Source organism: Erythrobacter sp. JB2-19, assembly GCF_057365005.1.
In genome coordinates this window covers 1,227,598-1,250,451 of the sequence record NZ_CP200290.1, presented here as the reverse complement: position 1 = coordinate 1,250,451, position 22,854 = coordinate 1,227,598, and the positions used below count along the sequence as shown (strand labels likewise).

Sequence of the window (22,854 nt, the reverse complement as noted above, 5' to 3'; positions counted from 1 at the left end):
CCGGGGCCGGAATTTTTGGGCAGATTATTTCTTGGAGAGCTTGGCTTCGAGCTGCTTGATCCGCGCCTCGAGCGCTTCGTTCTGCTCGCGCGCCTTTTGGGCCATCAGCTTGACCGTCTCAAACTCTTCACGGCTGACAAAATCAACCCCGCCCAAGGCCTCGCGCATTTTCTCACGCGCGCCCTCGCGGGCCTCGCGCGTCATGCCCGCCATTGTGCCAGCGGCGCTGTTTGCGAGTTTGACGAAGTCGGCGATGATCGGGTTTTCACTTTGCATGGGCTTCAGATGGTGAAGCGAGCGGGATTTGTCTAGGGTAGAGTGAAGTTGTCTAGCTTGGTCGCGGAGCTCGGCTGCGTAGCAGCCGCAAGGGCGCATGCCTGCCCGCAGCGATGCGATCTTTGATCGCGTGAGCGAGGATATCGCGCGCCGGATGGCGTGCAAAAATCAAATGCTTACAACTCAATCCGCTGGGCAGCAGCGCTTTCACCGGACATCCCGCCATCCGGGTTCTCCACCATGAATTGATAGTTAAGCACAGTCGCGAATGTGCCCCAGGCAAGATAGGGCAGCAACAGCAGAGCCGCGAGCTTACGGACCCTATAAAAGGCCCAGATCACCGCCAGCAATGTCACGCAAACCAGGCTGAGAACGATCAATCCACCGACGATATTCTGACCGCCGAAAAAGACCGGTGTCCACGTCAAGTTCAGCACAAAATGCACCGCAAACAATCCAACGGCGAGGCCCCTGCCATATGCTCCCCAAGAGCTAACGATCAAAGCCAAGGCAAAGCCTATCATGATATAGAGGATGGTCCATACGATCCCGAATGCGGCGGGTGGAGGGAAAATGCTCGGCTTGGTCAGACCTTGAAACCAAATCGTGTTCGGGCTGCCTAACTGACCCGCAACGAAACCGAGCAGGACGACCAAGGGCACCAGAAACAACGACCAGCGTAGCAAACTGGCCCGCAATTGCGCTTTGGAAGCGAGAAAACTCATATCCATCCTCGAGAGAGCCGCGCAAAAGGCCATAATTCGGACAGAATACGGCGCGATCTCGCGGGTGCGATCAGAGCCAGCCGGGATACACATCGCCATGCCGCGCGCCAATCATACCCGGTTGCAGAAGCGGCAAATCGTCGGGGAAGAAACGCGCCTCAGCGCAATTTATTACCCAATTATCAACAAAACCATTGGGACACATCAAAAGCATCTGCTAGGCCTGCCACATTCCTGCCGTGATTCTTGAGCGCACGACGGTGAGGAACGTTGGAGTGGGGCGCTCAACCCAATGAGGTAAAATTTTTATGCAAAAGACCAAACTCGCATCGATGATGGCGATCGCTGGCGGCCTTTCAATCGCTACTGCTGCGTGTTCAGCGCCTGCTGAAGACGCAAGCACCGACGCAGACACCACTGCAGTGGCTTGCTGTGCAGCTGCTGGCTGCTGTGCTGCTGGTTGCTGTGCCGCTGGCTGCTGTGCTGCTGCAGGTTGTGAAGCATCTGCATGTGCGGCTGAAGGTTGCTGTGCCGCTGCTTGCTGTGCAGCGTCCTGCTGTGCAGCGTCTTGCTGTGCCGCTGCATGCTGTGCCGCTGCTGAATAATTCAGCTCAGCAAAGCTAAACATTGTGGGCCGGTGACAACATGGTTGTCGCCGGTCTCTTTGTTTTTTAGACAGAGATCATGACACCTAAGCAAGCTGCCCTCACCGTTATTGAGACGATCACGCAGATGGCCGGCGAACAGCGGCCGTTGATGGCGCGTGTTCTGCCCGCCGAGAACGTGCATTTCTGGAAACATTATCCGGATAAGGATGCGCGCGACGCCAAAACAAAATCACGTTGGTATTACCACGTGCATGCTCCGGGACAGCGAGACGCAGGCGAACATGGCCATTTCCACCTGTTTCTGCACCGTGATCAGCTGATCAAGGGCAGCCAGGTTGCCGTGATGCCGCCAGAAGGCGAGAAAGCCAAAGCGCATGTGACCCATTTGGTCGCGCTGTCGATTGATACAAATGGCATCCCGATGTCTTGGTTCACCACCAATCGCTTTGTCACCAACGAATTTCTCTATCCCGCAGAGACGATGATCAAACATCTGAAGCTCTATAATGTCGACAAAACGCAGGAGGATGAGCTGGTCAATCGGCTCGTCACCGCCATGGTCGCGCTTTACCGCGAAGAGATTGCCGAACTGCTGCGCCAGCGCGATGCACGGCAGGCCGAATTGGTCGCCGAACATGGCAAGAAGGGATATGAGAAGGACTGCGGGGTCGAAGTTTTGAGCTCCATCCCGATTGATCTAGACGAGAAGATTTCCGCGCTCGATCTAGAGTAGAAGTTTTTGTTTTCCGCACGCCATCCAGTGTGCGATTTCCTCGCGATCTGCGGACAAATCCGCGCCGCTGCGGGCGGGCATACGCCCTTGCTGGCCTTCGGCCCGAGCCGCGCCACCAAGCCAGTTACGTTCTTCTCGCACTCACCAGAAATTCAACATTGCCCTGCGGGCCGGTGATCGGGCTTTCGACGATCCCCTGAATGCTCCAACCTGCTTGCTCCAGCCATTCGCGAACCTCGTCACAAACGCGGGCGTGCAGCGCCGCATCGCGCACCACCCCGCCCTTGCCCACTTCGGCGCGAGCCACCTCAAATTGCGGCTTGATCAGCGCCACCAACTGGCACTCCTTTGCCGCCAATTCCAGCGGCCGCTCCAGCACTTTGGCAAGGCTGATAAAGCTTGCATCGCACACGACCCAACTGAATGGCTGAGCGATATGATCCGGCGTCAGCACCCGCGCGCTGGTCTGCTCATAGACGGTAACGCGATCGTCTTGACGCAGCTTCCAGGCGAGCTGGTTGGTCCCGCTGTCCACCGCAAAGACATGCGCCGCACCATTCGCCAGCAGTACGTCGGTGAACCCGCCAGTGGATGACCCAACATCCATCGCCGTCACGCCTTTCGGATCAATCCCGAAATGCTCAATCGCATGGGCAAGCTTAATCCCGCCGCGGCTGACCCAGGGATGATCGCGCCCACGCACCTCCAGGACCACATCCTCGGCAATCTGCTGCCCCGGTTTGGTCACCTTCTGCTCGCCAACGAACACCGCGCCCGCCATCACCAGTGCCTGAGCTCGCGTGCGGCTTTCCGCCAGACCGCGCTCGGCCAACAAGTGATCAACCCGGCGCTTCTTAGGCTTTCTGCCTCCACGCACAGGCTCTTTATCGCCCAAACTTGGCGGCTCGCCTGTTTGCGATGAATTTGATGCGGAATTCGGCGTTTTCTTCATAGACGCGTGCAGCGTTAGCGCGCATTGATGCGGCATGAAAGCAATCTACCTCAATGCCATCGGCGCCGTCGCTCTCAGTTTTACCATTGCCGCCTGCGTGCCATCCTCAGAACCGCCCAGCGTCGCAACATCCGCTCCGGCCACGACCAGCACGCCTGCACCCGCGCCTAGCCCATTGCCAGAACCTCCAAAGCCGGCAGCAAGCTTGCCGCCGTTGGCTGGCGGATTGGCCTTTCTCGACGCTCCGCAGACGCAGGGCAATTGGCGCTACATCGTAGAGCGCAATGAGACCTTCGCTCTGTTCGGCAACAGCATTGAAAACGCGCAGGCGATCATTCGCTGCGATCTGGACACACGCAAAGTGGGGATTGGCCGCTTTGGCCCTGCCGCCAGCGCGGCTCAAATGCGAGTTCGCACCGAAACACGCAGCAGCGATTTGCGCGCCACCACCCGCAACAGTGGGCAGCCTCTGGTCGCCGCCGAGCTTGATCCGCGTGATCCGCTGCTCGATGCGATTGCACTATCAAAGGGGCGTTTTGCCCTGGAGACCGCTGGTATGTCGGCACTTTATTTACCCGCTTGGGCTGAGGTGACCCGCGTGATCGAGGATTGTAGGTGATTTCGCGAGGTCGCACATTCTGACGTGGGAAAAGTTTTTTACAAGACTTGTGTTCAAGCTCAAAACGACTCAGATTGATCCTCGAGTTCAGCGGCACACGCAGTACTCGGCCCCCCGATGATACGGCGGGTCTTGGCTTAATAGCGCGAAAGGAGGTGATCCGATGTCTCATGGTTCAGTAGCGAGGTCGGTGAAGATCCCTACGGAGCATATTCGGTAATTTCCCTTGCGGAAACAAACGCCGAGTAAGGCTTTGTGAGCGGCACTTCCGGCCGCTGACCATGCGAAGGGCAGTTCCGTTTAGGCGGCGCTGCCCTTCTCACGTTTTAGGTCTACGCATTCGCATCCGCGATCGTGATATCCTCGCTCATACGATCAAAGATCGCATCGCTGCGGACGGGCCTGCGCCCTTGCGGTCGCCAAAGCGACCGTGCTCTGTCACCAAGCCGTTCACTACATATAAGGACGCTTGGTGCCATGCCAATGGCTTGGAATGGTTCGAGGCCGCAGGCCTCGCGCCCGGCGTTTGAGGGCGAAAACGAAAGACTCCTTCTTGCCGAAACCGCCTAGGCACACTATCCGCGCACCATGAAATTTGACACAATCCCTCACCCCTCGCCACTGGCTGACGATGCGCGCGAAGCCGCCGTCGCTGATCCCGGTTTCGGCACTGTCTTCACCGATCACATGGTCACGATTGATTATGACGAGGGCGCAGAAGGCAGTGTTGGCGGCGGCTGGCACTCGGCGCGGATTGGCCCGCGTGAGCCAATTGCGCTCGATCCAGCGGCCAGCGTGCTGCACTATGCGCAGGAAATCTTCGAAGGGATGAAGGCCTACCGCTTGGCGGATGGCGAGCTTGCGCTATTCCGTCCAGAGGAAAACGCGCGGCGGTTTAACGACAGCGCGCGGCGAATGGCGATGCCTGAATTGCCCGAGGAATTGTTTCTTGAGGCCGTGAACAAAGCAGTCGCGGCAGATGCCAAGTGGTTCCCCAGCGTCGAGGGCGGCTCGCTCTACATCCGCCCCTTCATGTTCGCGACCGAGGCATTTCTGGGCGTACGTCCGGCCAAGCAATATAAGTTTATTGTCATCCTGAGCGCAGCGGGCAATTACTTCAAATCCGGCTCGCCAGCGGTCAGCATCTGGCAATCGGACTACACCCGCGCGGCCCCTGGCGGCACGGGCGCGGCGAAAACCGGCGGCAATTACGCCGCCAGCCTGGTGCCCACTGGCGAGGCGTTCAAACGCGGCCACGATCAAGTCTTGTTCCTCGATGCGGTTGAGAAGAAATGGGTCGAGGAACTGGGCGGCATGAACCTGTTTTTCGTGATGCGCGATGGCAGCGTGATTACTCCGCCGCTGACCGGCACAATTCTGCCCGGGATTACCCGTAACAGCCTGATCACCCTACTGGGCGAAGAGGGGTTGAACCTGCGTGAGGAACCTTATTCAATCCAGCAATGGCGCAGCGATGCGGCCAGCGGCGATCTGGTTGAGGTGATGGCCTGCGGCACGGCGGCGGTCGTTACCCCGGTTGGCAAGGTCGACAGCGCGGATGGCGAATTCGTAATCGGAAATGGCGGCCCCGGTGCGGTGACCAGCAAAATCCGCGAGAAATTGGTCGGCATCCAGCGCGGCAGCGTGGCCGACACGCATGGCTGGGTGAAACTGGTCGGATAACATCCCATGACCAACACCCCCATCCAAGTTGCAGCGCTCTATAATTTTGCGCCTTTTGACGATCCCGCGGCTTTGCAGGGACCGCTGCAGGCGGCTTGCGATGCGGCGGGCACGCGCGGCACCATTCTGCTCGCGCCGGAGGGCGTGAACGGCACCATCGCGGGAACGCCAGAGGGTATCGAGGCCGTACTCGCGCACATCCGCACTCTGCCCGATTGCGAGACCTTTGACGTCAAATACTCCCATGCCGAGAGTATGCCGTTTCACCGGATGAAAGTGCGGCAGAAGCGTGAAATCGTTACCATGGGCGAGCCGGGAATTGATCCGCGCGCCAGCGTGGGCCGCTATGTCGATCCGAACGATTGGAACGATTTGATCAGCGATCCGGACACCATCGTGATCGACACGCGCAATGATTATGAGGTCGCCATCGGCCAGTTCGAAGGTGCGATCGATCCCAAGACCCCAAGCTTTCGCGATTTTCCCGCATGGTTTCGCGAGCGCCGCGAAGAACTGCTAGGCGAAGGCAAAACGCCCAAGGTCGCGATGTATTGCACGGGCGGCATCCGCTGCGAAAAATCGACCAGCTTTCTGCGCAGCGAAGGCGTGGACGAGGTCTATCACCTCAAAGGCGGCATTCTCAAATACCTTGAAAACGTGCCAGAGGACGAAAGCCTTTGGCACGGCGAATGCTTCGTATTTGATCAGCGTGTTGCGGTGAAACACGGGCTGGAGCTGGGATCATACGGACAATGCTTTGCCTGCCGTCATCCGCTGAGCGCGGAGGAAATGGCCTCGCCCGACTATGCTGAAGGGATCAGCTGCCCGCATTGCATCGATGCTCGCAATGATGAGCAGCGCGCCCGCTATGTTGAGCGTCAACGGCAAAAGGAACTCGCAAAGCAGCGCGGCGAAGCGCATATTGGCAAACCGATCGAGACCTCTGCGCGAGACGCTGGCGAAGACGGTTTTGACGCAGGCGAAAGCTGGGAGGCGAACTTTCCCGGCGGCCTAGCGCCAGATACGCTAAGCGATCCGAAGTGACGCATCCGCCGATCCTTTATTCTTTCCGCCGCTGCCCCTATGCGATGCGCGCGCGAATGGCCCTATGGGTGGCGGAGATCGGCGTGATCCTGCGCGAGGTGAAGCTGTCTGATAAGCCCCCTGCCCTGGTTGAAATCTCGCCCAAAGCGACTGTGCCTGTGCTGATCACGGTCGATGGTCCAGTGCTGGAGGAGAGCATTGAAATCATGCGCTGGGCACTGGGCAAGAATGATCCAGAGGGATGGCTGGCGGGCAATGATGCGGACCTGATTGCGCGCAATGACAGCGTGTTTAAGCATCACCTCGATCGCTACAAATATCCATCACGTTATGAGGATGAGGAAGGCGATGTTGATCACCGCGCAGAGGGGCTCGCGATCCTGCAAGACCTCGATACGCGGCTCTCCACTCAGCCCTTTCTATGCGGCAACACCCGCACGCTCAGCGATATGGCGCTGTTTCCGTTTATTCGGCAATTCGCCAATACGGACCGTGAATGGTTCGATACGCAGCAGGTCCCGCATTTGCAGAAATGGTTGGAGGCGCATCTCGTCTCTGATATATTCAAGAGCATCATGCCAAAATTTGATCCCTGGAAAGCAGGCGATCAACCAACGCGTTTCGGGCCAAATGAGAACCCTGTCTGCTGATTCAGCATATTAGCAAACCGTTAAGGTTGGCATGGGTTTTTACTCTAAATTTACCTTACTTGGTTAAATGAGGCTCATATGGCAAATAATGAACCTTTCTACTCCGTCACTTTGTTGGAAGACCAATGCGAGCTGCATTCGGTAATCAGTGGCTTTTGGACAGTTGACCAGTTCCAAGACTACTTCGATGATGTGAACGGAAAAGCTGCCTCATTGATAGAGGCGCGTTCTCCTATGTACGCACTGGTCGATTTCACCGATTTTGTGCCGCAGGACCAAGCGACAGGAGAAGCCATTCGCGATCACCTGCTGCTTGCCCACAAAGTAGGGCTTAAGCGTGTCGCAATTCTGGGGGCGTCTCCGTTGGTCCGCTTACAGTACAAACGCCTGAGCAGCGGACTCGATGTCGATTTCTTCGTTACCAAGCCTGATGCGCTGACCTGGCTTCGCGCCAACCGCTGATCTGATCCATCAAGCAGTCAATTGCCGCTTTAACGCATCGATTAGCCAGCTGGCTGCGGGGCCCGGCCTCGCATCCCGGCGCCATAAAGCACTGAATGGATAAATGTCTCCGGGTCTTTCCGGCAGGTCGAGCTCCACCAAAATGCCGCTCGCAATATCGCCCTCAACTTGGTGGCGCGGCATATTACCCCAGCCCAGCCCCTCTTTCAGCAAAGCGTGTTTCGCGCCCAGATCACCCAGACGCCAGGTCTTTGGGCTGAGCACTGAGAACTCGCGCCCGTCTGTCATGGGGGAGCGATCGGCCAGCACCAATTGGAGGTGCTTACGGCTTTCGCCCGGCTTGATGTTGGGCGCAGCGAGCGGATGATTCGGAGCTGCAACAGGAATTAAATCAACACCGCCAATCACTTGGCGTTCGAGATCAGGATGGTCGCCGATCACCGGTCCGCCAATAGCCAGATCAACTTCCGCGTCAATCAGGCAAGCCGCCACCGCGCCCAGCCCCTCTATCTGCAACCGCAAGGCAACCGTTGGAAACATAGCGCGAAAATCGCGCAAGACTCGCGCGGTCACATCACCGGGTACCATCACATCAAGCACCAGCGAAACCGTGCTCTCCAGTCCAGCATGCAAGCTTTGCGTCTTGGCTAGCAGTGCATCAACGCCGTCGGAGACCGCTCGCGCTTCGGGCAGCAAGCCATTGCCTGCCTCAGTCAGTACAGGCTTACGCGACCCCTCGCGCGCAAATAGGCTTACAGCGAGCTGCGCCTCCAGCTGCGCAATGCCATAGCTGATCGCCGACACCGCCCGGCCCATCCGCCGCGCCGCGCCGCCAAAGCTGCCCTCTTCCACTACAGCCAGGAAGATGCGCAATTGATCAAGAGTGGGGTCACCCAAACGCATAATAACGAGTATGTTCAAATAATCCGAACATTTTGGCAAGTTTTATCGCACTTATGCGATTATAGAACATCACCTATCTCCCGTCTCAACGCAAACATGCTGATCCAAACATCAACTGGTCGGCACAAATAGGAGACAGGTAATGAGCGCACCTATCATCGAACTTCGTCCCTTCAATTCACTGGGCGCAGCCAATCACGCCTGGCTGAATGCTCACCATCACTTTTCCTTTGGCGGCTATCACGATCCCGCCCGCGTAAATTGGGGCAGCCTTCGGGTTTGGAACGACGACACAATCGCTCCCGGCACAGGCTTTCCCATTCACCCGCATGAAGACATGGAAATCATCACCTATGTCCGCAAAGGCGCGATCACCCACCGCGACAGCATGGGCAATGAGGGCCGCACAGAGGCCGGCGATGTCCAAGTGATGAGCGCGGGAACCGGCGTGCAGCATTCAGAATACAACCGCGAGGATGTCGACACCAAAATCTTCCAAATCTGGATCATCCCGACCGAGCGCGGCGGCAGACCAAATTGGGGCGCAGCGCCCTTCCCCAAAGGCGACCGAGCGGGCAAATTCGTGACCCTTGCAAGCGGGGCAGAAAACGATGCCGCCAATGACGATGGCGCGCTTCCGATCCGCACCAATGCAAGCGTGCTGGGCGCGACGATCAAGGCTGGCGAAAGCCTCACCTACAAAGTCGCTGACCCTTCACGGCACCTCTATCTAGTCCCTGCCACCGGCAAGGTCCGCGTGGAGGATGTCGAGGCCGAAGCGCGTGACGGCGTTGCCATGACCCAGCTTGGCCAGGTGACGATCACCGCCCTTAAAGACAGCGAAATTGTCCTCGTAGACGCCGCCTAAATTCCTTGAGAGCTGGCCGTGAATTTCCCCCAGCGGCCAGCTCTTCTTTTCCCTTGCAAGATCACTTCTCAGGAGAGTTCCAATGACCAATATTCTTTACATATCCGCCAGCATCCAAGGCGATCAATCGATTTCACGCGGCCTTGGCAACAAGCTAGTCGAACGCCTGAGCGCAGCTGCCGACGCCACCGTCACCACCCGCGACCTTAGCCATAATGACCTGCCCTTCATCGATTCGGACCGCTTCGCCGCCAACCTCGCGCCAATGGCTGACCGCACGCCGGAACAGGCGCAGCTTGCCAGCATTGCCGACACTCTGATTAAAGAGCTTCAGGCAGCCGACACCATCGTCTTTGCAGTGCCGATCTACAATTTCGGAGTCCCCGCATCGGTCAAAGCCTGGGCAGATTTGGTCGCCCGCGCCGGGACCACTTTCAAATACACAGAAAACGGCCCGGTCGGACTTCTCGAAGGTAAGAATGCCTATATCACGGTCGCATCCGGTGGCACGCCAGTGGGCAGCGATTTCGACCTGATGACCCCTTGGTTCAAGGTTTTCCTCGGTTTCATCGGCATCTCGGATGTTCAGATCATAGCGGCCGATGGGGTCATGGGCCGGGATGGCGAGGAGAAGATAGCCGCCGCCCACGCCAATATCGAAACGATTGGTGCCTGAGTTAAACTGCCGGAAACCAGCAAGCGCGCCGGATGACTTAGCGGTTGTCCGGCGCGTCTGCGTTCAGGTCTCTGGCAGGTTACTCAGCTGGTTCGGCTGACAAACCATCATCTGAAAAACGCTGGCGCAGGCTCTCAATCTCTCGATCGATCTGCGTTGCCAAGGCCTCCAATTGGCCGGAGCTGTTGTCGATCTTATCAATTGTCTGGCTTGCCTGCGCAAAGTTCTCTGACACTTGCGCCACGGCACTGCCGCTATCCAGCGCTTTGCGGCGCACCCCCTCGATCAAATTCGTCAGTTCCGCGCTGGTCGTGCGTTGCTGTTCAACTGAGCTTGCCGCAACCGCGGCCATCTCACCCACGGTTTCAATCGAGGCATCAATTGCGCGGAATTGCGCAATGGACTCGCCGATAAGATCTGACAGCGAACCAACGATAGTAGAGATTTCGCTGGAGGCTTCCTGAGTCTGTTTCGACAATTGCGCCACTTCGCTCGACACTACGGAGAAGCCCTTGCCCGCTTCGCCCGCGCGCGCCGCCTCGATCCGAGCGTTTAGAGCCAGCAATCCGGTCTTGTCCGAAATCGATTTGATCATTGCTACCAGCTTGCCGATCTCCTTCGCGGACAGCTCTAGCTGACCAGCGATTTGCGCGCCGCGATCGCTCGCCTGATCGGCATGTGTCGCGGCCTCATTGGCATTGGCAACACGTGTCCCGACCAATTCCAGGGTCTCACTAAGCAACTGAGCTCCCTTGGCCATCTGCTCCGCCATGCTCAGCGTCGCATCGGCCTGAGCGCTAGCATGATCGACTTGTTCACCCGATTCCTGCGAATGGGCGGCCAGCCGCTCAGATCCGGCAGCAAGATCGCCCGCCTGGGCGTTCAACTGCTGCACCAATGCGGCGAAGTCTCTCTGAAATTCGCGCAAGACCTCCGTCGTGGTGTCCGCACGGTTGCGTTCCTGTGTCACCATGCTCGCAAGTTCATTTTGCTCAGCGCGCAGTTTGTCCGCTGCGACTTTTTCGGTGGCTTGCACCCGGTCGAGAAACGCGTTCAGTTCTCCGGCAATATCGCCGCCCTCTTCAAACGGATCGACGTCAAGGCGCGTACTGAGATCCGCCTCACCGCTGTTGATCTTATTCAAGGTCCGTGAAAGCTCTGCATTGCCCAGCAGAGCGCGATGTTCCGACAGGTTCAGCCCGCGCCGCTCATCTTCCAGCGGCACGCGCAATTTGCCGCGTGTGTGCATGGCATTTGCGATCAGCCCCATCGCCATAAAGGCGAAAACACCGATGCTGAATGCGCCCAGCAATTGCACGCCGAACTGTGTGACAATGCCGTGGCTGAGGCGATCTGCGGGAACGATAAAGGCAACCGCCAATGTCCCAAAGAAACCACCGAACCCGTGCACGCTGACTGCATAGACCGCATCGTCGACGCGGTGTTTACGTTCCAGCCAATCGGCGAAAAATACGCTGCCCACTGCGATCAAGGCAGCCGTACCGATAGCGCCCAGAGAATGCGCATACGGCGCGCTAGCGGTGATTGAGACCAGGCCAACAAGTAGGCCGTTGACCATCCTATCGGCGCGGTAGTAGCCATCGCGGTAATATCCCGCGATCGCCGCCGCACAGGCCCCTGCTGCGCCTGCAAACAAGGTGTTGGACAAAGCACGCGCAAAATCATCACTACCCGGCTCCAAAGTACCGGTGTTAAAGCCAAGCCAGCCAACCAAGAGGATCAGCGCGCCGCCGCCGGTCAGGATCGGGCTGTGGCCATGGATGGCCCGCATGGCGGCATCGTCTTCACCGCGATCAAAGCGGCCATCACGCGCGCCGACAACCAACAAAATGCCTAGTGCCGCTGCGCCGCCGGCAAGGTGTACGACGCTGCCTCCCGCAAAATCGATAAAGCCCAATCGTTGCAGCCACCCCTGCCCGCTGCCGCCAGGTAAATAGCTAGCCCAGGCCCAATGGCCGATCACGGGATAGATCAACGCCGTCAGCGGCAAGGTCATCAGAATATAGGCGGAAAAACGCATCCGTTCTGCAACCGCGCCAGAGACAATGGTCGCCGCAGTGCCGCAGAACAAAGCTTGAAACAAAAGGAAGAGAGTAATCGAGCCTTCGCCCGAATAGCCCAGCAAGCCAGCGTCAAACCCAATGAGGCCAAAACCGCCACCGAACATAACCGCCGCGCCAAAGATATGGAACACCAAGACAGCCACGACGAAGTCCGCGAGGTTCTTCATCGACACGTTGATGCTGTTCTTAGAGCGGACGAACCCAGCCTCTAAAAACAGGAAACCAATCTGCATTCCGACGACCAGCACGCATGCCAGCGCCAGCCATATCTCGATTGCCATGTCTCACCCCAACTTCTTTTATTTTTTTAGGGTTTTACGCGAGATGGCCTAAAGACAAGTTAACAGCGAATTAGCCATCATTTCAGGCTGGGAAGCCCGGCTTTGAGATCCTCCAGCCACACGTCGGCCACCGCATCCGATGGCGCGCGCCAATCGCCGCGCGGCGACAATGCACCTTGCGAGCTGACCTTTGGCCCATTGGGCAAGGCGCTGCGTTTAAACTGGCTGAAGGCGAAGAAGCGTTTGACGAAACTCTCAAGCCATCCGGCAATTGTGGCAAGGTCATATTCGTTCTTGCGACTTTCCGGGAAACCATCGGGCCATTTACCCGCCTGCGCATCGCGCCACGCATGATAGGCCAGAAACGCGATTTTCGACGGACGCTGGCCATAGCGGATGGTGTGGTGCAGGAAAAAGTCGTTGAGCTCATACGGCCCAATCCGCTCCTCTGTGCTTTGGATCGCGCCATCATCGCCCGCTGGAACCAGCTCTGGCGAGATTTCGGTGCCCAGCACCGCGCCCAAGACATCGCTGCAGGAATTGCTGAATTGCTCCGTCTGGATCGTCCAGCGGATCAGATATTGAATCAGCGTCTTCGGCACGCCCGCATTCACGCCGTAATGGCTCATATGATCGCCAACGCCATATGTGCACCAGCCCAGCGCCAGCTCTGACAAATCGCCAGTTCCGACGACAAAGCCGGAATGCTGCCCAGCCAATCGGAACAGGTAATCGGTGCGCAGCCCGGCCTGAACATTCTCAAACGTCACATCGTAGACCGGCTCACCGCCCGCAAACGGGTGCTTCATATCCTCCAGCATCCGCGTGGCTGCTGGCTTGATGTCGATCTCCTCAGCGGTGATTTCCATCACCTCCATCAGCTTCCAGGCGTTCGACTTCGTGCTGTCAGAGGTGGCAAAGCCGGGCATCGTGTAGCCGCGAATGGCCGTGCGCGGCATGCCCAGCCTGTCGCAGGCTTTCGCCGCCACGATCAGAGCATGGGTGCTATCAAGCCCGCCGGAAATGCCGATAATCAATGATTTGGCGCGCGTCGCGGTGATCCGCCGCATCAGGGCATCGACCTGAATGTTGAACGCTTCGTAGCAGTCCTCGTCCAGCGTCTTTGCGTTGTTCGGCACAAATGGGAAGCGGCGTATCGGACGGATCAGGCCCTTGTCCTGCGCGCTGTCTTCGGCAACGCCAGCATGGTCGAACACAATCCGGCGATAGCTGTCCTCCGGCCGGCCATGCGCCTCTGCCGCGTCGGCAAAGGTCTGGTTGCGCACCCGCTCTGCCGCAATCCGCTGAGTATCAATATCGACCACGCACAGTTCTGGTTCCAGATCGAAGCGCGTGCTTTCAGCCATCAGCCCGCCCAGTTCGTAAACCACGCCCTGCCCATCCCATGCAAGATCGGTGGTGCTTTCGCCGTGACCACTGGCCGAATAGACATAGGCGCAAATCGACCGGGCAGAGCTGGATCGGCAGTGCAAATGGCGATCATCCGCACGGCCAATGGTGATCGGCGAGGCGGAAAGATTACACAGTATCTGAGCCCCGGCGAGCGCAGCCATTGTGCCCGGAGGATTGGGCGCCCAGAAATCTTCGCAAATTTCCACGCCGAATGTGAAGCCCGGAAGGTTGCTGGCGGCAAAGACCACATCCGTACCGAATGGCACTTCCTCTCCGTTCACCGCGATCCATAGATCTTCGCAGCCGCGCCCATGCGAGAAATAACGCTTCTCATAAAACTCGCGGTAATTAGGCAGGTAACTTTTCGGGATCACGCCAAGCAATTCGCCATTCGCAATCACTGCGGCGCAATTGTAAACCTTGTCCCCGCGTTTCAGGGGCGCGCCAATCACCAGCACTGGCGAAAGTTCGCGCGAGGCCTGGATCACCTCGCCCAGCGCTTCTTCCACTCGCACCAGCAGAGCCTGCTGAAGCAGCAGATCATCAATCGCATAGGACGACAAGGTAAGCTCTGGATAGACCACCAGATCGACGTTTTGCGCATGCGCCTTCTTCGCCTCGGCGATCACGCCGGCGGTGTTGTAAGCCACATCGGCCGGGCGCGAACACGGCGTGCAAGTCGCCACCCGCACAAATCCGTGGCTGTGCATGTCGTAAAAAGAATGGCTACTGGCTGTCACGTGGGCACGCTCCAAGATAGTGTCTGGCGCACCCTTTAGCGGCTTATCACCGCGCATCAAAGGCATGAGAGATACGGCTGGGTTAAGGTGCGCAAAGTTTCGCTATTCTCACTAGCAGCGAAAATGAACCCGCTGTCGCATTCGCGATGGTTGCACGCGGCGCAAACATGCCCCACTTCATAGCGCACGGGTCAGAACGACACCCCTCCCAGCTAAGGAGCACATAGAATGGCCGATCCCACCTACACCCCGCCAGAAGTCTGGACCAATGACAGCGAAAATGGCGGACGTTTCGCCAGCATCAACCGCCCGACCGCCGGTGCGCGCGAAACGAAGGAGTTGCCGCAGGGCGACAATCCGTTTCAGCTGTACTCGCTGGCGACGCCCAATGGGGTGAAGGCAACGATCATGCTGGAGGAGCTGCTGGAAGCGGGCCACACTGGCGCAGAATATGATGCCTACACCGTGAACATCGGCGAAGGCGTGCAATTCACCAGCGGCTTTGTGGAGATCAACCCGAACTCAAAAATCCCTGCCTTACTGGACAAGAGCGGCGACAAACCTTTCCGCGTGTTCGAATCGGCAGCCATTCTGGTGCATCTCGCGGAGAAATTCGGCGCGTTCTTGCCCACCGAACCGGCGGCGCGCGCAGAAGTGATGAGCTGGCTGTTCTGGCAGGTTGGAACCGGCCCGTTCATCGGCGGCGGCTTTGGCCATTTCTACGCCTATGCCCCGGAGAAATACGAATATCCGATCAATCGATATGCTATGGAAACGAAGCGGATTTTCGATGTCGCTGACCAGCGCCTAGCTGAAAACCGCTTCCTCGGCGGCGATGAATACACCATCGCAGATATGGCCAATTACCCATGGCTTGCACCGTTCGTCGAAGGCAAAATCTACAATGAAGCCAAGACCTTCCTATCGATTGATGAGTATAAGAATGTCGCCCGCTGGGTGGAGGAAATCTCCGCTCGTCCGGCCGTGAAGCGGGGCCGGATCGTCAACAAAGTCTGGGGCGAAGAAAATGAGCAGCTGCTAGAGCGTCACTCGGCAGCAGACTTTGAAGGCAAGGCAATCTGACTGGCTGAAGCGACAAAAGGGGCGCACAGGTAAAAATGTGCCTCGCGCCCCTTCACATATAAAATGGCGGCGCTATATAGCGCGCTCTGCTGGGGTGTGGCCAAGTGGTAAGGCACCGCTTTTTGGTAGCGGCATTCGTAGGTTCGATCCCTACCACCCCAGCCATTTTCCTTACCCAAATCGTTGAAGTTGAGCGCCGCACCTGGCGCTAGATACACGTTCATTTGCGTAGTATCTCAGCGCAGCTCCAATGGCTCCTGCGGATTGTTTGGCTCCAGGATCATCTCATTGGTCTGATTATCAACCCGGTAGGATGCGAGCCGCGACAACAGGTTCATGCCGATCACATTGGTATTGCCCAGACTGGGCGCGATCACCACGTCGAGCCCGCGCGCAGCCACATTGCCAAAGCGCAGCTCGTCTATCGTGCCTAGCTCTGCCTCGACCGGCCCGTTCGCTGTACCAATCGTCACCGGTAGGCCGCCCGTGCGCGGTTCTATCCCCGCCTGATCTGCCAGACCCTGCGATATCGCGGTCAACGTCGCGCCGGTATCAACCAGAAAGTTGGCAGGCACACCGTTCAGCTCGGCGCGCAGCCAAAAATGCCCATCTTCGCCGATCGGAACGCGGGTCTCCCCGCCCTCCACCACTTGCTGAGGCAGGCCAAGCTGCGGCACGGCCACTTCAATGCGAGGGTCAAAGCGCGACAGTTGAATGATGACGGTGCACAAAATTCCGACGAGCACCAAAGTGCTGCCCGCGCGCACAAACTTGCCAAACGCGACCTCGCGGCGGATCATCAGCGAGCCGAGCACACCGGCCATCACCGCCGCGACCGCAAGCATCAGCAATTCCGAGCGCGGAATGGCGGTGAACGCGCCAGCGATATTGGTGAAGAGGTTGTCGAGGCTCATTGCCACTAAACATAGGAGCAAGTGCAGTGCTTTTCCATGAACGAGGGCCTGCGCGCCGCCAGCACCCCTAGCCGAGCATCTTCGCCGCCAAGGCTCGCCCAGATAGAAACGCGCCTTCGACGCGCGGACTGTGCAGATAATCGCCAGCAATGCCGATCCGTTTGTCCGCGTCATAGCGCGCTGGCTCACCCGCGACGGGCTGCGCCATCGCATAGAGCCAGCGGTGCGCGGTCAAATGGATTGCTTTTGCAGGTGCAGCCCCGGTCTGCGCGAAGAAATCAGCGAGCAAAATCTCGGCCACCTCCTCCTTAGGCAGGTCGAGCAATTCGCGGCTGCGCACCGGGTTGGCGTGCAGCACCCAGCATTCGCGCCCGGTTCTTTCGGGCTTTGCCGAATTGCGTGCGGCCCAGGAGATTCCCGCCGCCGGATCGCGCAAGCAGTCCTCCTCAATGGCTAGCTTTTGCTCAAACGCCCCCATCACGGCCCAGCACGGCACGGATTGCACTTGCGATGCGGCCGTTGCCAGTTCTGGTGCCACCTCGGACAGCAGGACGCTCGCTTGCTCAGCCGGAACCGCGCAAACAACCGCATCTGCGACAAAGCTCTTGCCGTCTGCTTCCAGGTTCCAGCGGTCACCGTCGCGGTGCAGGCGTTCAATCCGCATACCCCACTCGACGCCAAGCGCGCTGGCCATCGCGCGGATCGGGCCATTCATCCCCGGCGTACCGACAAAGGCATCTTCACCTGCCGCGGGCCAAGACGCGGCCACGCCCAGCTCCTGCCACTCGCGCACGGCCTCTTTGAAGGCGGCATCACGCGCGGTGAAGAACTGCGCCCCGTGATCAAAGCCGACCGTTTCGCCAGCAATCTCTGCGCGTCTGGCAGACATACGCCCGCCGGGGCCGCGTCCTTTGTCAAAGATCATGACCTGCTTGCCCGCCGCCGCCAATTGCGCAGCGCAGCTAAGCCCAGCCATGCCAGCGCCAATGATTGCGACGGTTTCAATTGAATGTGCCATGGCGAGGTAACGCGCGGGCGCGCCTTTCGGTTTCGAAGGAAATGATAGGCCTGTTAGAAAGCGCTTAAGGGGCCGATTTTGGCGGCTTAGCCTCTGCCAGGATCAGCGAGAAACGCTCCTCACTATCGAGCCAGCGCTGCTGCGGGTCCCATCCACTGGCCAGCAGTAGCATGTTCGCCGTGCGACGATTGAACTTATGGCTGTTTTCGGTGTGGATGGTCTCGCCCCGCGTCATCGCAAAACGGTTGCCTGATACCGTGAAAGATAGGTCGCTTTGCGCGACCAGATGCATTTCAATACGCGCAAAATCATCGTTCCAGCGCGCCTCATGCGCGAAGGCTTGCGTTGGAATATCGCTGCGCAGCTCTCGGTTAATCCGGCGCAGCAAATTTAGGTTGAACTCCGCCGTCACCCCCGCGGCATCATCATAGGCATCGATTAAGACCCCGCGATCCTTGATCAGATCCATACCGATCAGCAGGCGCGCGCCCTCACCCAATGTCTCACGCATATTGCGCAGCAGATCGACCGCAGTACGCGGCACCATATTGCCAATTGTCGAACCAGGAAAAAAGCCAAGTTTCGACTGTCCAGAGACCGCATCGGGCAGCGCAACCTGCCGCATAAAGTCGGCCTCTACCGGGTGTACGGGCAAACCAGGAAATTTCGCCGCCAAATCAGCTGCCGCCGCGCGCAAAAAATCGCCCGAGATATCAAGCGGCACATAGGCGCTGGGATCAATTGCGGAGAGCAGCAGAGGTGTTTTCACCGAGCTGCCCGAGCCAAATTCCACCACCGCCCGGCCCGGCCCGATCAGCTCAGCAAACTCTGCGCCTCGACTTTGCAATATCTCAGTCTCGGCGCGGGTTGGATAATATTCTGGGATCTGAGTGATGTCTTCGAACAATTGCGACCCGGCATCATCATACAGCCAGCGCGCAGAAATTGCCTTTTGCGGCTGCAACAGTCCGGCCAGAACATCGCTGCGAAACGCGGTATCGACCCCATCATCATCGCGGTTCACGAGCGCAATGCCTTCTTGAGAACTCATCAATTATCCTCAGTACTAAATATCTTTGGCAAGGCGCAGACCGGTAAACTGCCAGCGCTGATGCGGGTAGAAGAAATTGCGATAGGACGCGCGCGAATGCCCGCGCACGGTCGCGCAGCTAGCGCCTTTCAGAACGAACTGACCGCTCATGAATTTGCCGTTGTATTCGCCGACCGCGCCGGTGGCGGGCGCAAAGCGCGGATACGGCAGATAGGCCGAACGCGTGAATTGCCAGCAATCACCGAACAGCGCCTCTCCGCCATACTGAGCCGGAGCATGGGCACCGTCCAGTTGGTTACCGGACGAGGCATCATGAGCAGGCGCGCTCCCCTCCCCATCCTGGCCGCGCGCAATCGCCTCCCATTCGAATTCCGTCGGCAGGCGCATATTCGCCCAACTGGCAAAAGCATCCGCCTCAAAATAGGAAATATGGGTGACCGGCGCATCCGGATCGCGCGACTGCCAGCCTTGATGGGTGAAATGCTCAGCCGCGCCGTCTCGCTCGCGCCAATAGAGCGGAGCGGCGATGGCGTTCTCGCGCGCCCAGGCCCAGCCGTCTGAGAGCCACAAAGATGCGGCGGTGTAGCCGCCATCGGCGATAAACTCGTCCCACTGACGGTTTGTCACCAGGCGCCGCGACATAGCGAATGGCTCCAGCAATACGCGGTGTCTTGGCCCCTCGTTGTCGAACGCAAATCCGGCGTTCTCTTCGTGATCATGTCCGATCAGAGCAATGCCGCCGGGATGCTCATTCCAGCCTGCATCTGCCACGCCGCCCGCACCGCCGGCGGACATCGCGGCCTCTGGCGAACCATCCCACATCGCGGGGCCAAGCGGATTCTGAAGTAATGCATGTTTGATATCGGTCAGCAGCAGTTCGATATGTTGCTGCTCATGCGCGATGCCTAACGCGACCAGATCGGCGTGCTTTGGATCAGCTATCAGCGGCTCCATCGCTTGGTCCACTGCGCGGCGCCAATCGCGGATTTCCTTTAGTGTGGGCCGCGACAAAGCGCCGCGAGAAAAGCGGGCAATCCGCTCCCCCTCCGCCTCATAATAGGAGTTAAACAGGAAAGGCCAGTTTTCGTTGTAGAGCGAGTAACCCGGCGCATAGTCACGCAGCAGGAAAGTCTCCCAGAACCAATTGGTGTGCGCCAAATGCCATTTCGCCGGCGAGGCGTCCTCCATCGACTGCACCGTCGCATCGGCATCCGACAGACGCTCGGTCATTGCCTCCATCAATGCCCGGGTGGAGCAATATTGCTCGACCAATGGCGGGCGAGCTTCAGCCTTGCGTAAATTCTGATCTGGCGATGTCAGCGACACGCGCGCCTCCCAAATTGCGAACGTTTCCAACCGCTCAGCAATGGCGCAATGCCCGAAACCTGTGAAAATTAAAAGGCGCAGGCCGCAACAATGGGTTGCAAGCACGCTTGCCCGCGATGCTTAGGCCGCCATACGCACGCGGTTGCGCCCCGCGCCCTTCGCATCATAAAGCGCCGTATCCACGCGGGCGAACAGTTTAAGCGGTGCGTCGCCAGAGACAAGGGTGGTGAAACCCACGCTGACCGTTACCGGGGGCTTCTGACCAATCGCGGTACCCATGGAAATCGCCAGTCGCAAACGTTCGGAAATGATCCGCGTATAGGTATTGTCAGCGCCGGGGACGATCCAGACGAATTCCTCACCTCCGACCCGGCCAACAACATCGCCTTCACGCGCTTGTTCCATGGCTATTTTGGCCACTTCTTGCAGCACCCGGTCACCATGCGGATGGCCATGAGTGTCGTTGACCAATTTAAAGTGATCAATGTCAAACAGGATCAGTGAAAGCGGCTGGCCGTTCTTCTGAGAATGCACCACCTGTTGGTCGAGCACCGCCATCACCCGGCGACGATTGGCCAGCCCGGTAAGCGGATCGGTCTCTGCCAACTTTCGAGCAACGCTTGCCTCCTGCAGGGCAGACACCCGTGACCGTTCCAGCTTGCGTTCGCGCTGAACCTGGTCGGTCACGTCGCGAACCACGGCGACAACGCGCGCTACCTCGCCAGAGCCATTCTGGAGATTGCAGGCCTGAACCGAGATCGAGCGCGGCATGCCATCATAGCCGTGTATATCGTAGTACAGCTCATAAGGGCCAATCTCTTTGCTGCGCGCAGCCACTTGGCCAACAAGATCGATGTCATTGGCGAACAAGAGGGTTTCCGCGTCGCCATCGATGAATTCTTCATCCTTGGCCATACCAAACAGCGCCCGCATGCCATCGGACCATTGTTGTACGCCATTCGTCGGATTATATTGCCAGATACCAAGATCAGCGATGCTTTCAGCCATGCGCACTGTCCGCAGGAGCTCGCTCATTCGCTCACCGCGATCGCGGGCAATGCGAGCGGCAAAGCGGGTTTCGCGGCGTGCATTCACGGTGGCCACGACGAACACCATCGCGACCACACCCAATAATATGCAGGCGGCAAGAAGCGCGTTATTTCCCACTTCCCCGGCTAGCATGCCAGCCCCGTGATGTGCCCTCGATCCATAACCGCGGGGGTTAGCGGGTAAGGGTCAACCGCTTCGCTGTGGCAGCATCAGGATTTCCACGTAACCGGCGGCTCAGCACGCTTAGCGCGGCAAGCACAACTCTTGATACCTCGGCTGAACCGGCGAAAACCTGATCAGAATGGCAAGCGCCTACGCTGCGTTGGCTTGGCGTCCAACGATCTCTTGATTGAGCATTTCAGCGAGCAAGAATGCCAGCTCCAACGACTGCTCCGCATTTAGGCGCGGATCGCAATGCGTGTGATAGCGATCGCCCAAGCGCTCATCCGTGATCGCCACGGCGCCGCCGACGCATTCGGTCACATCCTGACCCGTCATCTCAATATGGATACCGCCGGGATGCGTGCCCTCTGCGCGGTGTACGTCAAAGAAGCCCTTCACCTCGGTAAGAATGCGATCAAATGGCCGCGTTTTAAATCCGGTTTCAGACTTCACAACATTGCCGTGCATCGGATCACAGCTCCACACCACTGGGTGGCCTTCGCGCTCAACCGCGCGGACTAGCTTCGGCAGGCCTTCGGTAACCTTGTCGTGGCCAAAGCGAGAGATCAGCGTGATCCGGCCCGCTTCACGCGCCGGGTTCAAGATATCGAGCAATTCAATAAGAGCATCAGGCTCCAGGCTCGGCCCGCACTTCATGCCCAGCGGATTGCCAATGCCGCGCGCAAATTCGATATGCGCGCTGCACTGGAAAACGGGTGCGGTCGCCAATCCACAGCATGTGCGCGCTGGTCGCAAACCATTGACCAGTCAGCGAATCCTGCCGAGTGAGCGCTTGCTCATACGGCAACAACAGGCCTTCGTGGCTGGTGTAAAAGCTGGTGCCCTGCAATTGCGGGACCGTTGCGGGATCAACCCCGCATGCCTCCATAAAATCGAGCGACTCGCCAATTCGATCGGCCATCTGTGCGAACTTATCGGTCCACGGCGTGCGCCCCATAAAGTCGAGCGTCCATTGGTGGACCTGGCGCAGGTTGGCATAGCCACCGCCCGCAAAGGCGCGCAGCAGGTTGAGCGTTGCCGCAGCCTGAGAATAGGCACGCACCATACGGCCCGGATCATTTCGACGCTGGACCGGATCAAATTCGATCCCGTTGATGTTGTCACCAAAATAACTCGGCAGGGTCACATCGCCGACTGTCTCTGTGTCGGACGAGCGCGGCTTGGCAAACTGGCCCGCCATCCGGCCGACCTTGATCACAGGATGCTTGCTGGCGAAGGTCATCACCACCGCCATTTGTAGCAGTGCACGAAAGGTATCGCGGATGTTGTTCGGGTGAAACTCAGCAAAGCTTTCCGCGCAATCGCCGCCTTGCAGCAGGAACGCCTTTCCATTGGCAACGTCTGCCAAATCCGATTTCAGCGCGCGTGCTTCCCCGGCGAAAACAAGCGGCGGATAGGCCGCCAATGTCGCCTCTGCCTCAGCAAGCTCTGACAAATCCTCATACTTCGGCAAGTGCTTTGCTTCGTGAGACTTCCAGCTTTCAGGGGACCAATTGTTTGACACGTCGAATT

21 protein-coding genes, 1 tRNA gene and 1 pseudogene are annotated in these 22,854 nt (G+C 58.4%); 11 read left to right on the top strand and 12 right to left on the bottom strand.

All coding sequences use genetic code 11. The features are described from left to right. Window positions 1–24: 24 nt before the first annotated feature. Complete coding sequence (locus tag AC0V6O_RS06020) at window positions 25–276, bottom strand: accessory factor UbiK family protein (protein ID WP_472638436.1); 252 nt, start codon at window positions 274–276, stop codon at window positions 25–27. Window positions 277–452: 176 nt separating this feature from the next. Further along, entirely contained in the window at window positions 453–1,001 is a 549-nt protein-coding gene (locus AC0V6O_RS06015) for a TspO/MBR family protein (protein ID WP_486142394.1), read from the bottom strand. Between the two features lie 432 nt (window positions 1,002–1,433). Between AC0V6O_RS06015 and AC0V6O_RS06010 the strand changes: the two genes are divergently transcribed. Continuing rightward, window positions 1,434–1,625, top strand: coding sequence for a hypothetical protein (locus AC0V6O_RS06010; RefSeq protein ID WP_486142393.1), 192 nt, complete (start codon window positions 1,434–1,436; stop codon window positions 1,623–1,625). Between the two features lie 60 nt (window positions 1,626–1,685). Next, on the top strand, window positions 1,686–2,342 hold the full coding sequence (locus AC0V6O_RS06005) for a DUF6969 family protein (RefSeq protein ID WP_486142391.1): 657 nt from the start codon (window positions 1,686–1,688) through the stop codon (window positions 2,340–2,342). Window positions 2,343–2,466: 124 nt separating this feature from the next. Here the strand turns inward: AC0V6O_RS06005 and AC0V6O_RS06000 are convergent, their stop codons facing one another. Next, window positions 2,467–3,294, bottom strand: coding sequence for a TlyA family RNA methyltransferase (locus AC0V6O_RS06000; protein WP_486142389.1), 828 nt, complete (start codon window positions 3,292–3,294; stop codon window positions 2,467–2,469). A gap of 34 nt (window positions 3,295–3,328) precedes the next feature. Between AC0V6O_RS06000 and AC0V6O_RS05995 the strand changes: the two genes are divergently transcribed. The 5 genes from AC0V6O_RS05995 (at window position 3,329) to AC0V6O_RS05975 (ending at window position 7,752) form a co-directional block, all read left to right on the top strand. Continuing rightward, window positions 3,329–3,913: a hypothetical protein gene (locus tag AC0V6O_RS05995; RefSeq protein ID WP_486142387.1), complete on the top strand. Its 585-nt coding sequence runs from the start codon at window positions 3,329–3,331 to the stop codon at window positions 3,911–3,913. 588 nt (window positions 3,914–4,501) lie between these two features. Beyond that, complete coding sequence (locus AC0V6O_RS05990) at window positions 4,502–5,596, top strand: branched-chain amino acid aminotransferase (protein ID WP_486142385.1); 1,095 nt, start codon at window positions 4,502–4,504, stop codon at window positions 5,594–5,596. Between the two features lie 6 nt (window positions 5,597–5,602). After that, window positions 5,603–6,640: an oxygen-dependent tRNA uridine(34) hydroxylase TrhO gene (gene trhO, locus AC0V6O_RS05985; protein WP_486142384.1), complete on the top strand. Its 1,038-nt coding sequence runs from the start codon at window positions 5,603–5,605 to the stop codon at window positions 6,638–6,640. Next, window positions 6,637–7,290, top strand: coding sequence for a glutathione S-transferase (locus AC0V6O_RS05980; protein WP_486142382.1), 654 nt, complete (start codon window positions 6,637–6,639; stop codon window positions 7,288–7,290). The genes trhO and AC0V6O_RS05980 overlap by 4 nt, the downstream gene beginning before the upstream one ends. Before the next feature lie 78 nt (window positions 7,291–7,368). Beyond that, complete coding sequence (locus AC0V6O_RS05975) at window positions 7,369–7,752, top strand: hypothetical protein (RefSeq protein WP_486142380.1); 384 nt, start codon at window positions 7,369–7,371, stop codon at window positions 7,750–7,752. 9 nt (window positions 7,753–7,761) lie between these two features. Here the strand turns inward: AC0V6O_RS05975 and AC0V6O_RS05970 are convergent, their stop codons facing one another. After that, window positions 7,762–8,655 (bottom strand): LysR family transcriptional regulator, encoded by an 894-nt coding sequence (locus AC0V6O_RS05970; RefSeq protein WP_486142378.1) that lies wholly within the window; start codon window positions 8,653–8,655, stop codon window positions 7,762–7,764. Between the two features lie 154 nt (window positions 8,656–8,809). Here AC0V6O_RS05970 and AC0V6O_RS05965 point away from each other — a divergent pair, with 154 nt between their 5' ends. After that, window positions 8,810–9,523, top strand: a complete 714-nt coding sequence (locus tag AC0V6O_RS05965) for a pirin family protein (protein ID WP_486145529.1) — start codon at window positions 8,810–8,812, stop codon at window positions 9,521–9,523. An 82-nt stretch (window positions 9,524–9,605) separates the two neighbouring features. Beyond that, window positions 9,606–10,199 carry an FMN-dependent NADH-azoreductase gene (locus AC0V6O_RS05960; protein ID WP_486142376.1) on the top strand — a complete coding sequence of 198 codons (594 nt, stop codon included), beginning with the start codon at window positions 9,606–9,608 and terminating at the stop codon, window positions 10,197–10,199. 79 nt (window positions 10,200–10,278) lie between these two features. Here the strand turns inward: AC0V6O_RS05960 and AC0V6O_RS05955 are convergent, their stop codons facing one another. Together AC0V6O_RS05955 and AC0V6O_RS05950 are read right to left on the bottom strand one after the other, a co-directional pair. Further along, window positions 10,279–12,564, bottom strand: coding sequence for a methyl-accepting chemotaxis protein (locus tag AC0V6O_RS05955; protein WP_486142375.1), 2,286 nt, complete (start codon window positions 12,562–12,564; stop codon window positions 10,279–10,281). Between the two features lie 77 nt (window positions 12,565–12,641). Continuing rightward, window positions 12,642–14,774 (bottom strand): NAD(+) synthase, encoded by a 2,133-nt coding sequence (locus tag AC0V6O_RS05950; protein WP_486142373.1) that lies wholly within the window; start codon window positions 14,772–14,774, stop codon window positions 12,642–12,644. 171 nt (window positions 14,775–14,945) lie between these two features. Here AC0V6O_RS05950 and yghU point away from each other — a divergent pair, with 171 nt between their 5' ends. Continuing rightward, window positions 14,946–15,800 carry a glutathione-dependent disulfide-bond oxidoreductase gene (yghU, locus tag AC0V6O_RS05945; RefSeq protein WP_486142371.1) on the top strand — a complete coding sequence of 285 codons (855 nt, stop codon included), beginning with the start codon at window positions 14,946–14,948 and terminating at the stop codon, window positions 15,798–15,800. A 90-nt stretch (window positions 15,801–15,890) separates the two neighbouring features. Beyond that, window positions 15,891–15,965, top strand: a tRNA-Gln gene (locus AC0V6O_RS05940). Between the two features lie 71 nt (window positions 15,966–16,036). Here the strand turns inward: AC0V6O_RS05940 and AC0V6O_RS05935 are convergent. From AC0V6O_RS05935 to AC0V6O_RS05910, 6 genes and pseudogenes are all read right to left on the bottom strand, one after another. Next, window positions 16,037–16,714 carry a retropepsin-like aspartic protease family protein gene (locus tag AC0V6O_RS05935; RefSeq protein WP_486142369.1) on the bottom strand — a complete coding sequence of 226 codons (678 nt, stop codon included), beginning with the start codon at window positions 16,712–16,714 and terminating at the stop codon, window positions 16,037–16,039. Between the two features lie 67 nt (window positions 16,715–16,781). Next, window positions 16,782–17,732, bottom strand: coding sequence for an NAD(P)/FAD-dependent oxidoreductase (locus AC0V6O_RS05930; RefSeq protein ID WP_486142367.1), 951 nt, complete (start codon window positions 17,730–17,732; stop codon window positions 16,782–16,784). Between the two features lie 64 nt (window positions 17,733–17,796). After that, window positions 17,797–18,783 (bottom strand): L-histidine N(alpha)-methyltransferase, encoded by a 987-nt coding sequence (gene egtD, locus AC0V6O_RS05925; RefSeq protein ID WP_486142365.1) that lies wholly within the window; start codon window positions 18,781–18,783, stop codon window positions 17,797–17,799. Between the two features lie 15 nt (window positions 18,784–18,798). Beyond that, window positions 18,799–20,109: an ergothioneine biosynthesis protein EgtB gene (gene egtB, locus AC0V6O_RS05920; RefSeq protein WP_486142363.1), complete on the bottom strand. Its 1,311-nt coding sequence runs from the start codon at window positions 20,107–20,109 to the stop codon at window positions 18,799–18,801. 120 nt (window positions 20,110–20,229) lie between these two features. Further along, window positions 20,230–21,276: a GGDEF domain-containing protein gene (locus tag AC0V6O_RS05915; protein WP_486142361.1), complete on the bottom strand. Its 1,047-nt coding sequence runs from the start codon at window positions 21,274–21,276 to the stop codon at window positions 20,230–20,232. Between the two features lie 195 nt (window positions 21,277–21,471). Further along, window positions 21,472–22,846 (bottom strand): annotated as a pseudogene (locus AC0V6O_RS05910) (class II 3-deoxy-7-phosphoheptulonate synthase). Window positions 22,847–22,854: the final 8 nt, after the last annotated feature.